Here is a 13,269-nt window from a genome sequence, read left to right on the forward strand (position 1 = left end):
TGAGAAACGTTAATAATTATCGAAATAATAAGCGATATAACAATAAAAAACAATAAACTGAATTTATGGAATATTTTCGACGATTAGTAGTTTACTCTTTTCTGATAGAGCGTTTTCAAGTACAATGGAAATGACTGAATCATCTAACTATTTAGGGGTATAGAGGGGGGAGAAGAGATATGAAACGTAATCCGCTGATTCCGTTCGCTCTTATTGCAGCATTAGGTATTATCGTTATGTTTGTATTTTCATTTCAGGGGCTAAATAAATCTAAAGAGTTAGCTGATGCAAAAAATGGCGGGAAGCCAGCGCAAACAGCATCAAAACCAGAGGATATTGTGAAGCAAAGCTGTACGAGCTGCCACGGTGATCAGTTACAAGGGGCAGTAGGGCCTAATTTACAAAAAATTGGTGGGAAACTTTCGAAAGAAGAGATTCAAGAAGTTATTTCGAAAGGAAAAGGAAATATGCCACCAAATATAGTTCCAGCTGATCAAGCCGCTAAAGTAGCTGATTGGTTATCGAAGAAAAAATAAAGTTCCGTATAACAAGCCTGTTGCTTATGCAAAGGGCTTGTTTTTCTATATTTTCTAAAATACGATGAGTGATAGAGAATGGAATTGTTGTTATAGGCTTGCAACAACTACTATAAATTCATTATCATGGAGACAGACTGACAAGAGAAGGAGTAATGGAAATACATGAATGAAGTAAAGCTTTCAAAACGATTAGAAGAAGTTGTGCGTGAAATACCGGCAGGATCTACAGTTGCTGATATTGGATCGGATCATGCGTATTTACCGTGTTATACAATTATAAATAATATTGCTACAAAAGCAGTTGCTGGAGAGGTTGTAGATGGGCCATTTCGCTCTGCGCAAGCAACTGTAGCTGAAAGTGGCTTACAAGATAAAGTAGATGTGCGTAAAGGGAATGGATTAGCTGTTATCGCGCCAGGAGAAGTAGATGTAATTACGGTTGCTGGAATGGGTGGAGCGTTAATTCGTGACATTTTAGAAAGTGGTAAAGAAAAATTAGAAGGGGTAACTCGTTTAATTTTACAGCCGAATATTGCAGCGCATCATATTCGTGAATGGTTTATTGAGAATGGATGGGAGCTTATCCATGAAAAAATCGTAAAAGAAGATGGGAAAATTTACGAGATTTTAGTAGGCGAGCGAGGAAACATCGTGGTGCCTTATTCTGAAAATAAACAAGCGGAATTATTTATGGGGCCATTTTTAATAAAAGAAAAAGGTGAAGCTTTCGTTGAAAAATGGGAAGGGGAATTGAAAAACTTCCAAAATATTTTAAAGCAGTTAGAACGTGCGGCTGATTCTAAAGAAACAAAAGCGAAGCGTGTGGAAGTAGAAGCGAAAATGAAAATGATACGGGAGGTTTTATCATGAGTAAAATTCCAAATGGCCATGAAATTATTTCTTTATTTGAAAGTATGTATCCGAAGCATTTGGCGATGGAAGGAGATAAGGTTGGCCTGCAAATTGGAGCGCTTAATAAACCCGTACAACACGTATTGATTGCGTTAGATGTAACGGAGGAAGTTGTGGATGAAGCAATTCAATTAGGGGCGAATTTCATTATTGCGCATCACCCTTTAATTTTTAATCCGTTAAAAGCGATTCATACAGATAAAGCGTACGGAAGAATTATTGAAACGTGTATTAAAAATGATATTGCCATTTATGCAGCACATACAAATGTGGATGTTGCTAAGGGCGGGGTAAATGATTTACTTGCTGAGGCGTTAGGATTGCAAAATACAGAAGTTTTGGCACCGACATATGCAGAAGAAATGAAAAAAGTTGTTGCGTTTGTGCCAGTAACTCATGCAGAAGAAGTACGAAAAGTATTAGGAGACGCAGGTGCTGGTCATATCGGCAATTATAGCCACTGTACGTTTAATAGCGAGGGTACAGGCACGTTTGTACCTCAAGAGGGAACAAATCCTTATATCGGGGAAACTGGGCAGTTAGAACACGTAGAAGAAGTGCGAATCGAAACGATAATTCCAGCTTCACTACAGCGAAAAGTGATTAAAGCAATGGTAACTGCACATCCATATGAAGAAGTAGCATATGATGTGTATCCACTTGATAACAAAGGTGAAACATTAGGGCTTGGAAAAATAGGATATTTACAAGAAGAAATGACACTTGGACAGTTTGCGGAACATGTAAAGAAATCATTAGATGTAAAGGGTGCACGAGTTGTTGGGGATTTAAATGATAAAGTGCGCAAAGTAGCTGTACTTGGTGGCGATGGTAACAAATACATCAATCAGGCTAAATTTAAAGGAGCGGATGTATATGTAACAGGTGACATGTATTATCATGTTGCTCATGATGCGATGATGCTCGGTTTAAATATAGTTGACCCAGGACATAACGTTGAAAAAGTAATGAAGCAAGGGGTACAAAAGCAATTACAAGAAAAAGTGGATGAAAAGAAACTCAATGTACACATTCATGCTTCGCAATTACATACAGATCCATTTACATTTGTATAAGAAAAATAAAAACCGTTGCTCATATAGGCAACGGTTTTTATTATTGTTCTTTTTTCACTTTTACACGAGGTAATATTTTTTGTAATGGTACTTTTCGAACTCTCTCCCATGTAGCGGGATTCATTGGATCATATTGATCTAAGAAAGCGATAACTTCTTTTGTAATTGGAGTTGGAGTAGAAGCACCTGCTGTAACAGCTACGTTTTCTACACCTTGTAGCCACTCTAATTTAATCTCACTTACGTCTGCAACGCGGTATGCTTTCGTACCAGCGATTTCTTGTGATACTTGTGCTAAACGGTTTGAGTTGTTACTTTTCGGATCACCGACAACAATTGTTAAGTCTGCAACATCAGCTTGTTTAGCGACAGCTTCTTGGCGAACTTGAGTTGCTAAACAAATTTCCTTATGGAATTCTGCTGTTGGGAATTTCTTCTGAATGTCCTCCATTAAATGTTGAACATCCCATTGGCTCATCGTTGTTTGATTTGTAACTAAAATTTTATCTGTTGGAATTTCTAATGTTTTTAAATCATCAGCTCTTTCGATAAGGTGAACGATGTCAGGTGCAATACCAACTGCGCCTTCTGGTTCTGGATGATTTTTTTTGCCGATATAAATGACATGGTAACCTTCAGCTTTCTTTGCTTCAATAAGGTCATGTGTTTTTGTAACATCTGGACAAGTGGCATCGATTGTCGTTAAACCTTTTTCTTTTGCACGTTGTTTAACTTCTGGAGAAACGCCGTGTGCAGTGAAAATAACAGTACCAGATTCGATTTTATCTAAAATTTCTAATCGACTTGGACCGTCTAATGTAATGATGCCATCTTCTTCGAATGCATCTGTTACATGTTTGTTGTGAACAATCATACCTAAAATATAAATAGGTCTTGGTAATGATGTATCTAATGCGGCGTTACGTGCAATAACCATCGCGTCCACAACACCGTAGCAATAACCACGAGGGGAAATTTTAACAATTTTCATATGAGTAATCCTCTCCTTCTAAACAAGAGATACTTTTGTGCATAGTCTTTTACATTATAAAGGAGGAGTGGATAGAAAACAAAGGATTGTTACACATATAGTTTTGGTTTTGTTGCTATTTTTTGAACAGGCTCCTCTCGTAATTCCTTTTCTATGACAGGCTCAATCACTATTTTTTTTCTTTTTCTTTTTTTTTGTGGAGGAGGCGGAGTTGCTACCTCAACCTTTTCTGTTATGTCTTCAGTTGGATTTTCAGTTGGATCTTCTTCCGTACTTTTTCCAGAGGTGAGGATTTTAACAATGCTTGGTAGGTTACGCATAATAGGACCGTACTGTTCGACGACAGGGCTTACAGATTGAACGACTTGGGATACTTTTTCAATATTGTTTATCATATTAGTTGGATTCGAAATTAAATTTGCAAAAAAACTGCCGATGCCGCTACTTGATGCTGCTGTAGTTGCTGCACCGCCGCGCGTTTCATTTGATTCATACATTTGAGGGGGGATCATTTGCTCTGGATGTTGCTGCATGTATGGTTGATATTGTTGTGAGTATTGCTGCGGGTATTGTTGTTGGTATTGGTATTGGTATTGTTGTTGATATTGGGGCGGTGGTTGCTGGTGCATCATTGGCGGCGGTCCTTCCATTTGTCGATAAGGTGGAACCATTTGCATGAAAGGCTCGGTTGGATCGTGTTTTTTAAAGAGTTTAGCAAGGAACCCTTTCTTTTTTTGTGCCATCGGTGGTAGCTGTGGAATTGGATATGGTGTATAAGGTTGTTGTCCTTGATTCGGATACATTTGCCTTGTGGGGGATTTTGGAAACATGTGAGAAATCCTCCTTTCTTCAGTTAGGTATATACACATACAATATGCAATAAGAGGGAAGAAGGTTAGTTTTTGAAGGAAAAACCTAAACTAAAGATGGATTTTACTTGTAGATTTCGATATAATGTAGACTTGACTGATTTGTGCGCGCAGTAGAAATTTAGAAAGAAGGTGTAACTTATGACACAACAAACTTTTACACAGTATGATTTTAAACCATTTTTAATAGATGCAGTTCGTGAACTACGCTTTACAGAACCGACAGGAATTCAAAAGAAAATTTTCCCGGTCGTGAAAAAAGGTGTAAGTGTAATTGGACAATCCCAAACAGGTTCTGGGAAAACACATGCATACTTACTTCCTACATTGAACAGAATTAATGCAAGTCGTGAAGAAGTACAACTTGTTATTACAGCGCCTACTCGTGAGTTAGCACAACAAATTTACGAAGAAATCGTGAAATTAACAAAGTTTTGTGCGGAAGATCAAATGATTACAGCACGTTGTTTAATTGGTGGAACTGATAAACAACGATCAATTGAAAAGTTGAAAAAACAACCTCATATTGTAGTTGGAACACCAGGACGTATTAAAGATTTAGTAGAAGCGCAAGCATTATTTGTTCATAAAGCAAATACTATTATTGTCGATGAAGCAGACTTAATGCTTGATATGGGATTCATTCATGATGTAGACAAAATTGCATCACGCATGCCTAGAAACTTGCAAATGCTAGTTTTCTCTGCAACAATTCCTCAAAAACTAAAACCGTTTCTGAAGAAATATATGGAGAATCCAGAGCATATTCATATCAATCCAAAACAAGTTGCGGCTGGGAATATTGAGCATTATTTAGTACCTTCTAAACATCGTAACAAAATCGATTTAGTGAACAAAATGTTGCTACAATTTAAACCGTATTTAGCAGTTGTTTTCACGAATACGAAGAAGATGGCGGATCAGGTTGCTGACGGATTAATGGAACGTGGCTTAAAAGTTGGACGAATTCACGGAGATTTATCACCGCGTGATCGTAAAAAAATGATGAAACAAATTCGTGATCTTGAATTCCAATATATTGTTGCAACTGATTTAGCAGCACGTGGTATTGATATTGAAGGAATTAGTCATGTTATTAACTACGAACTTCCATCAGATTTAGATTTCTTCGTTCACCGCGTTGGAAGAACAGCACGTGCGGGGCATTCAGGTATTGCAGTGACGATTTATGATCCAGCAAATGAAGAAGCGTTAGATAGTTTAGAAAAACAACGTCATATTGAGTTCAAGCATGTAGAGTTACGCGGAGATGAGTGGGCGGATTTAGGTGAACGTCGTCGTCGTAAGAGCCGTAAAAAACCAAATGATGAACTTGACGTTATGGCAACGAAAGTTATTAAAAAGCCGAAAAAAGTAAAACCAAACTATAAACGTAAACTTGCAACAGAACGTGACAAAGTCAAGAAAAAATATAGCAATAAAAAAAGATAAGGGGAGCCCCCTTATCTTTTTTTATCCGGCTATTTGCGGGATAATAATCGGTGGGGAATGGAAAAACACTGATTAAAGTTTCGGTGTAGCTAGTTACAATTTGCGTAGTGTTTTAGGAACAAACAATTCGCTACATATTTCTACAAATTATGCTATCATTATATCTATTGTATATTGAAGAGGTGATTGTATGTTAAAGATTGGATCTCATGTTTCTATGAGTGGTAAGAAAATGTTATTAGCAGCAAGTGAAGAGGCTGTTTCATACGGTGCAACGACGTTTATGATTTATACAGGTGCACCGCAAAATACACGAAGAAAACCAATTGAAGAATTGAACATAGAAGCAGGAAGAAAACATATGGAACTAAACGGTATTGAGGAAATTATCGTACATGCACCATATATTATTAATCTTGGGAATACGACGAAGCCAGAAACATTCCAATTAGGTGTAGACTTCCTTCGCATGGAAATTGAAAGAACATCGGCATTAGGTGTAGCGAAACAAATCGTTCTTCACCCAGGTGCGCACGTTGGTGCAGGAGCGGATGCTGGTATTCAACAAATTATTAAAGGGCTTAATGAAGTATTAACGTCAGAGCAGACGGTTAACATTGCGTTAGAAACGATGGCAGGAAAAGGAACAGAATGCGGTCGTAGCTTTGAAGAAATTGCAAAGATTATTGATGGTGTAAAATATAATGAAAAATTATCAGTATGCTTTGATACGTGTCATACGCACGATGCAGGATATGATATTGTAAATAATTTTGACGGCGTATTAAACGAATTTGATAAGATTGTTGGTATGGATCGTTTGCAAGTACTTCATATTAATGATAGTAAAAATGTATGCGGCGCAGGAAAGGACCGTCATGAAAATATCGGCTTCGGTCATATCGGTTATAAAGCGTTACATCATATTGTACATCATCCGCAGTTAATGCACGTACCAAAAATTCTTGAAACGCCATATGTAGGTGAAGATAAAAAAGATAAGAAGCCGCCATATAAATTAGAAATCGAAATGCTGAAAAATGGTACTTTTGATGAAGGAATTCTTGAGAAAATTAAAGCGCAATAAGAAATAAGGAGGGGATTTTCCCCTCCTTATTTTAGTAGTTGCTGAAATAAAGTATTTACTTGTTGGGCAGTAGCAGGGGAGGTTACTTTTGCTATTTGTTTTAAGAGCTCTAGCCGTTCGTCATTATCGTAAATGTTAATATTCTTACCTTTCATAAGTAAAACAATTTGATCCGCTTGTGCAGTCGTAATAGAAACTTCATACTCTTTACTATATTTCAATAACTCTTTTGTAGAAATATGATTTAATTTTTTATTTACAAGTTGTTTAATGAGGTTCATTGAGTTATCCTCCTTCACACGTTCTTCTATCGAAATATATGAGTACGTAGCTTGTACATATTCGCGTAGAGTTTCTTTTTTCATGAGAAAAAGAAGCGTATGTTATAATATAAGGACGAAACTATAGAAAAAGAGTATAAGGAGGACTTATGGAACAAAAGCAACATCGAAAAGAAAGTGTTATCCATCTTATTTATCGTTTAGTTATGATTATTTTTGGGGCAGCATGCGCAGCGGTAGCGATTGAACTATTTTTAATGCCAAATAAAATTATTGATGGTGGAATTATTGGTATTTCTCTTATATTAGATTATCTTACTCCTAATATTTGGTGGTTAAGTTTCTCTACTTTAGTCGTTATTCTCAATATCCCATTTATGTATTCAGGTTATAAGCAAATCGGAAAAACGTTTATGCTATCTTCGGCGTTCGGTATTGTAGCTTTAGCGTTTATTGAATCAACGTTACATGCTGTTCCGCCATTTACAACAGAGCCAATTTTAGCAACAGTGTTTGGTGGTCTTATTTTAGGGATTGGTGTAGGGCTCGTTATTCGCCATGGTGGATCAATGGACGGAACAGAAATCATGGGTATTTTATTAACGAAGAAATTACCTTTCTCTGTTGGCGAATTTGTAATGTTTGTGAACTTATTCATTTTTGCATGGGCAGCATTTGTATTTGGTGTTGAACAAGCTATGTATTCTGTTATGACGTACTATATCGCATTCAAAACAATTGATACAGTTATTCAAGGTTTAGATGAAACGAAAGCAGTTTTAATTGTATCAGATCAATATGAGGAAGTATCAAATGCGATTTTGCATCGTCTTGGTCGTGGAACTACAAAGCTTGTAGCGAAAGGCGGTTACACGGATAAAGAAAAAGAAGTTATTTATGCAGTTGTAACGCGTCTGGAAGTGACGAAGTTAAAATCAATTGTGTATGAAATTGATGCGAATGCGTTTGTTACGATTATGAATACACAAGAGACAAATGGTGGCAAGTTTAAATCAGCTATCCACTAGAAAAATTATCCAGAAAAAGCCCTCGCCAATCGTTAGGGGATGGCCTCATCTGATTAAGGTTTCATTTTATCCCGCTTTAATGGGCAGTAAGACCCCCACCTCAAAATTCAGCGAAAGCAAAGAAGTTAGGTGGGGGATCAACTGCCCATAAAAGTCCGATTGGTTCAACTAATAATCAGTGGGGGATGAAGAAAACCCCCACTGATTAAAGTTTCACTTTATAGGAATACTTTTCGAAAGCAGAGAATTTTTCTCTGCTTTTTGTTATAATAGTAAGGTTTCTTGAAAAAATTGATATATTTTAGGCAGATTGGTTTACAACTATAATAAGCTGTACTATAATTCAAATAGATATAAATCGGAATCATTCTGAATTAAAATAGGTGAGATGCTATGAATAATATATTAGAAATAGAAGGATTGTCATTTCGATATGAAGATCGAAATGTGTTAGAAGATATTAATTTGCAAGTTCCGAAGGGAGCTTTTTTAGGTTTAGTTGGGCCAAATGGTTCTGGGAAATCAACTTTGCTAAAATGTTTATTAGGCGTTTTAAAGCCAAAACAGGGAAGTATTCGTTTGTTTGGTGTTGATAGTAAGAAGTTTAAAGAATGGAACAAAGTTGGTTATGTGTCGCAAAAGGCAAATAGCTTTAATTCTGGTTTTCCGGCCACTGTTTTTGAAGTTGTATCAATGGGACTCGTTTCGAAAAAAGGGCTGTTTCGCTTTTTCACGAAAAACGATAAGGAAAAGGTGGAAAAAGCGATTGCTGATGTAGGGATGAGTGCGTTTCAAGGGCGCAATATCGGAGAACTTTCTGGTGGACAACAACAGCGTGTATTTATTGCTCGTGCGCTCGTTAGTGATCCTGAATTACTTATTTTGGACGAGCCCACTGTTGGAATAGATGTGAAGAATGTAGAAAGTTTTTATGAGACATTAGAGGATTTAAACAAAAGGTTAGGAATCACATTAATTCTCGTTACTCATGATATGGGAGCTGTTACAGAGAAGGTAACACATGTGGCATGCTTAAACCAACATCTACATTTCCATGGAAATGTAGAGAAGTTCCGAGAGTTAGAAGATGCAGAAATGTCCGTCTTATATGGACATCATGTTCATCGCTTAGAACACGAGCATGAGCATCACGGGAGGATATAATGATACAAGATTTTTTACAATATGACTTTTTACGTAACTCTTTATATGCAGGGGTTTTAATAGGACTTGTTGCGCCGCTTATCGGTGTATTTGTTGTCATTCGCCGAATGTCGCTTATTGCGGATGCTTTAAGTCACGTGACATTATCGGGTATTGCTGCAAGTTTACTACTAGAAAAAACAATTTTCACAGGAGGATTTTTAAATCCGTTATATATGGGAATGATTTTTTCTATTGGTGGGGCGTTACTAATTGAAAAATTACGTACTGTATATAAACATTATCAAGAATTAGCAATTCCGATTATTCTTTCAGCAGGAATGGGGATTGGGGTTATTTTTATATCACTTGCAAATGGATTTAACACTGATTTATTTAGTTATTTATTTGGGAGTGTAAGTGCTGTAACAAGTACGGATTTAATAATCATCGGCATTGTAGCAATTGTTGTTATTATAACGATCACTTTATTATACAAAGAGTTATTTTTACTATCGTTTGATGAGGAATATGCTGTATCAACCGGTTTGAGTGCAAAGTGGATTCACTTTATTTTCATTATATTGGTTGCTCTTGTTATTGCAGTATCAATGCGTGTAGTAGGGGTTCTTCTTGTATCATCATTAATGACGTTACCAGTTGCAGCAAGTATTCGTATTGCGAATGGATTTAAACAAACAATTTTCTTTTCCATTTTATTTGGTGAAATTGCAGTAATTGGTGGAATGTTTGCTTCATATCAACTTGATCTAGCACCAGGTGGTACAATTGTTATGATAGCAGTTCTTATTTTAATTGGTGCGATTTTATGGAAAAAGAAAAAAACTGCATAAAGTAGGGATAGATATGAATCTAACAGAAGCTTTACGCCTAATGAAAGATAAAGGATACAAACATACTGGGAAAAGGGAAGAAATGCTCAGGTTATTTGCGGCTCACAATCGTTATTTAACGGCGAAAGACGTTTTAGAGCATATGAAGGATGATTATCCAGGTCTTAGCTTTGATACGATTTATCGTAACTTAACGGTGTTTGCTGAAATTGGTGTTTTAGAACAAACGGAATTAAATGGTGAAAAACATTTTCGTTTTACATGTTCTATTATGGAACATCATCATCATTTTATTTGTTTAGATTGCGGGGGGACGAAAGAGATTACTTCCTGCCCGATGGATTTTATGAATAAAGATTTTAACGGTTATGAAGTAACCGGGCATAAGTTTGAAATATATGGCCGTTGTCCAAAATGTGCAAAATAAGAACTCGTCGGTTACATAACTGACGAGCTTTTTTACGTAAAAAAGAAGGTTGCCCACAAATATTGTGGCAACCTTCTTTTTATTGTTCTTGTGTTTCTGTTTCTTTTTCTTTTTCTCGTTCAGCAGCCATTTCAGCAGCAATTACATCGATTTCTTTTTTCAGTTCTTCTACCATTATTTCTTCTGGTACTTTACGAACAACTTGCCCTTTACGGAATAATAATCCTTCTCCACGTGCACCGGCAATACCGATATCAGCTTCACGAGCTTCACCAGGACCGTTTACAGCGCAACCAAGTACTGCAACTTTAATTGGTACTTTTAGTGTAGAGATGTATTCTTCCACTTCGTTAGCGATGCTAATTAAATCAATTTCAATACGACCACAAGTTGGACAAGAAATAAGTGTTGCTGCATTAGATGCAAGACCGAATGACTTTAATAGTTCACGCGCAACTTTTACTTCTTCAACTGGGTCAGCACTTAATGAAATACGTAGTGTATTTCCGATGCCTTTATTTAAGATTGCGCCAAGACCAGCGGCACTTTTTACAGTTCCGGCAAATAATGTTCCGGATTCTGTAATACCTAAATGTAATGGGTAATCAAAAGCACGAGCAGCTTTTTCGTATGCTTCAATTGCTAAGTTAACATCAGAGGCTTTCATAGATACGATAATATCGTGGAAATCTAAGTCCTCTAAAATTTTAATGTGATGTAGGGCGCTCTCGACCATACCATCTGCAGTTGGGTATCCGTACTTTTCTAAAATGTGACGTTCTAATGAACCTGCGTTTACACCGATACGGATTGGAATACCGCGTTCTTTTGCTGCATTTACAACAGCTTCTACTTTATGGCGACGACCAATGTTACCTGGATTGATACGTACTTTATCAATGCCACCTTCAATTGCTTTTAAAGCAAGGCGATAATCAAAATGAATATCAGCAACAAGTGGAATGTTGATTTGTTTTTTAATATCAGCAATAGCATTTGCTGCACGTTCGTCTGGAACAGCAACACGGACGACTTGACAGCCAGCTTCTTCTAAACGTTTAATTTCAGCAACTGTTGCTTCAACATCATGTGTTTTTGTTGTTGTCATACTTTGTATAATTAATTCATTATTACCGCCAATTGTTAAATTACCGACTTTAACTGGACGTGTTTTTGTACGATGAGTCATTTCATTCACGAATAGATCGCTCTCCTTATAAAAGAAGTTTCTTATTTAGTCCCTCATATCAATGAAAGTATACGTGATACAGGGCTATAGAAACCGAAGTGCTCGGTTTCACTTTTACTATTGTATCAGCGCCTTTATGCAATTGACAAGGATTAAGTGATTGCTCATTGATATAACGGGAATTTATAAGACTTTCCAATTTGTATTTTTGTAGCAGACGTACTTTTGTTTAGTTGTTTAAAGTCATCAATTACCTTTTCGATGGAAGGGATTTTTTTCTTATTAATTTGTTCGGTAATAGAAAGAACTGTCTCACCTGTTTTGACTTCAATTGTTTTATAAGTTACATCTGTTTCTTTTTCTGCCTTGTTCTCTTTATTTTGTTTTGTATCTGTACTTTCTTGTTTTATCGTTTGGGCCGCATTTGTTTTTTTATATGAACTTAACATCGGTAAAGTGCCGATTTTTATATCGTAATAAAATATATAACCAAGAACAAGCACGAATAAGAATACACCTAATCTCTTCATATTCTTCACTCCTTTGCTAGGAATATATGCTTGTCCAAAAAAAAAATGCCTATTTAGGCATTTTTTTCGTTCTTATTTTTCTTTCGGTTTTGGAACTTCTTTAATCGTTAAGTAAAGAACAATTAAAACAACTGCGATATAAATGAATGTTGAACCAGGTACAACAATTTTGAATAGATCCATAATCATAAAGAAGATTGTTGGAATTGTGTAGCTGTATGCAGTTAACGTCCATACTTGCTTATAAGATAATTTACGTTGACCGCTCATAGCAGAACCTATAAACGCAAGTAAAGTAATTCCTAAGAAAGTAATAAACAATTGGAATAGGTATACTAACACGCCGATAACAGCTAGTAAAATTGGATAAATACTATCGAATACAGAAATGAAATCTTGCAAATCTTTCTTCTCAAGAGATGTCCCTAATAAATCATTATAGGAGTATGTTTGTGTCTGACCATTTCCTATAGAAACTACTTTATCTTTTAAAATAAATAAACCAGTTTTGTTTTGATATGTTTCTATATCTGTTGTATTGGGATCGAATACGAAAAGAGCATCTCCCTCTTCCTTTAGAATAGGTTGTTCAATATCTGCTTTTAGTTCACCGTTTTCGATTTTAAAATCAGGTAAATCTTTTTCAATTGCTTGATTTACCATGGTAACACTATCTTGAATAAAGCTACCGTAAAAGAATGTTCTTGGAATAGTAGTGATTAGACAAAGTAGCATAATATACAAAATGGTTTTTCCGATTTTTTGAAAACGGAATAACGCCATATCTTTAGGCGAATACACGCTTTTGGCTAATTGGGTAAATATGGACATAGATTCACTTCCTTTATGTATGTATAAAATCATTGTAACGTAGGAATCTAGAGAATCTCA

15 protein-coding genes are annotated in these 13,269 nt (G+C 36.2%); 9 read left to right on the top strand and 6 right to left on the bottom strand.

Going from position 1 to position 13,269, the window contains the following annotated elements:
• The first annotated feature begins 179 nt into the window (after positions 1-179).
• The 3 genes from cccA to DN393_RS07485 all read left to right on the top strand — a co-directional run bounded on the left by cccA (position 180) and on the right by DN393_RS07485 (position 2,527).
• Entirely contained in the window at positions 180-536 is a 357-nt protein-coding gene (gene cccA / locus DN393_RS07475; protein WP_000828147.1) for a cytochrome c550, read from the top strand.
• Between the two features lie 165 nt (positions 537-701).
• Entirely contained in the window at positions 702-1,409 is a 708-nt protein-coding gene (locus tag DN393_RS07480) for a tRNA (adenine(22)-N(1))-methyltransferase (RefSeq protein WP_064474777.1), read from the top strand.
• Positions 1,406-2,527 (top strand): Nif3-like dinuclear metal center hexameric protein, encoded by a 1,122-nt coding sequence (locus DN393_RS07485; RefSeq protein WP_088048100.1) that lies wholly within the window; start codon positions 1,406-1,408, stop codon positions 2,525-2,527. The genes DN393_RS07480 and DN393_RS07485 overlap by 4 nt, the downstream gene beginning before the upstream one ends.
• Before the next feature lie 40 nt (positions 2,528-2,567).
• On the opposite strand, the gene DN393_RS07490 is transcribed toward DN393_RS07485, so the two are convergent.
• Entirely contained in the window at positions 2,568-3,518 is a 951-nt protein-coding gene (locus DN393_RS07490; protein ID WP_000706674.1) for a 4-hydroxy-3-methylbut-2-enyl diphosphate reductase, read from the bottom strand.
• 89 nt (positions 3,519-3,607) lie between these two features.
• A complete protein-coding gene (gene vrrA / locus DN393_RS07495; protein ID WP_098102398.1) occupies positions 3,608-4,348 on the bottom strand; it encodes a VrrA/YqfQ family protein in 741 nt (246 codons plus the stop codon).
• Between the two features lie 180 nt (positions 4,349-4,528).
• On the opposite strand from vrrA, the gene DN393_RS07500 reads away from it, so the two are divergent.
• Both DN393_RS07500 and DN393_RS07505 read left to right on the top strand, forming a co-directional pair.
• Positions 4,529-5,839, top strand: a complete 1,311-nt coding sequence (locus DN393_RS07500) for a DEAD/DEAH box helicase (protein WP_000194012.1) — start codon at positions 4,529-4,531, stop codon at positions 5,837-5,839.
• Positions 5,840-6,029: 190 nt separating this feature from the next.
• Entirely contained in the window at positions 6,030-6,926 is an 897-nt protein-coding gene (locus tag DN393_RS07505; RefSeq protein ID WP_064474780.1) for a deoxyribonuclease IV, read from the top strand.
• 26 nt (positions 6,927-6,952) lie between these two features.
• Here the strand turns inward: DN393_RS07505 and DN393_RS07510 are convergent, their stop codons facing one another.
• Positions 6,953-7,207, bottom strand: a complete 255-nt coding sequence (locus DN393_RS07510) for a DUF2624 domain-containing protein (protein ID WP_001048965.1) — start codon at positions 7,205-7,207, stop codon at positions 6,953-6,955.
• Positions 7,208-7,356: 149 nt separating this feature from the next.
• Here DN393_RS07510 and DN393_RS07515 point away from each other — a divergent pair, with 149 nt between their 5' ends.
• The 4 genes from DN393_RS07515 (at position 7,357) to DN393_RS07535 (ending at position 10,659) form a co-directional block, all read left to right on the top strand.
• Positions 7,357-8,235: a YitT family protein gene (locus DN393_RS07515; RefSeq protein ID WP_000435955.1), complete on the top strand. Its 879-nt coding sequence runs from the start codon at positions 7,357-7,359 to the stop codon at positions 8,233-8,235.
• A 393-nt stretch (positions 8,236-8,628) separates the two neighbouring features.
• Entirely contained in the window at positions 8,629-9,399 is a 771-nt protein-coding gene (locus DN393_RS07525) for a metal ABC transporter ATP-binding protein (RefSeq protein WP_064474781.1), read from the top strand.
• Complete coding sequence (locus DN393_RS07530; protein ID WP_064474782.1) at positions 9,399-10,232, top strand: metal ABC transporter permease; 834 nt, start codon at positions 9,399-9,401, stop codon at positions 10,230-10,232. The genes DN393_RS07525 and DN393_RS07530 overlap by 1 nt, the downstream gene beginning before the upstream one ends.
• 13 nt (positions 10,233-10,245) lie before the next feature.
• Positions 10,246-10,659, top strand: a complete 414-nt coding sequence (locus DN393_RS07535) for a Fur family transcriptional regulator (protein ID WP_001054512.1) — start codon at positions 10,246-10,248, stop codon at positions 10,657-10,659.
• 79 nt (positions 10,660-10,738) lie between these two features.
• Here the strand turns inward: DN393_RS07535 and ispG are convergent, their stop codons facing one another.
• From ispG to DN393_RS07550, 3 genes are all read right to left on the bottom strand, one after another.
• On the bottom strand, positions 10,739-11,848 hold the full coding sequence (gene ispG / locus DN393_RS07540; protein ID WP_142333971.1) for a flavodoxin-dependent (E)-4-hydroxy-3-methylbut-2-enyl-diphosphate synthase: 1,110 nt from the start codon (positions 11,846-11,848) through the stop codon (positions 10,739-10,741).
• 164 nt (positions 11,849-12,012) lie between these two features.
• Positions 12,013-12,378 carry a hypothetical protein gene (locus DN393_RS07545; protein WP_088048102.1) on the bottom strand — a complete coding sequence of 122 codons (366 nt, stop codon included), beginning with the start codon at positions 12,376-12,378 and terminating at the stop codon, positions 12,013-12,015.
• A gap of 72 nt (positions 12,379-12,450) precedes the next feature.
• On the bottom strand, positions 12,451-13,209 hold the full coding sequence (locus tag DN393_RS07550; RefSeq protein ID WP_000021902.1) for a DUF1189 domain-containing protein: 759 nt from the start codon (positions 13,207-13,209) through the stop codon (positions 12,451-12,453).
• Positions 13,210-13,269: the final 60 nt, after the last annotated feature.

Origin of the sequence: Bacillus sp. BPN334, assembly GCF_008368885.1 — a bacterium.
GTDB lineage: Bacteria > Bacillota > Bacilli > Bacillales > Bacillaceae_G > Bacillus_A > Bacillus_A wiedmannii.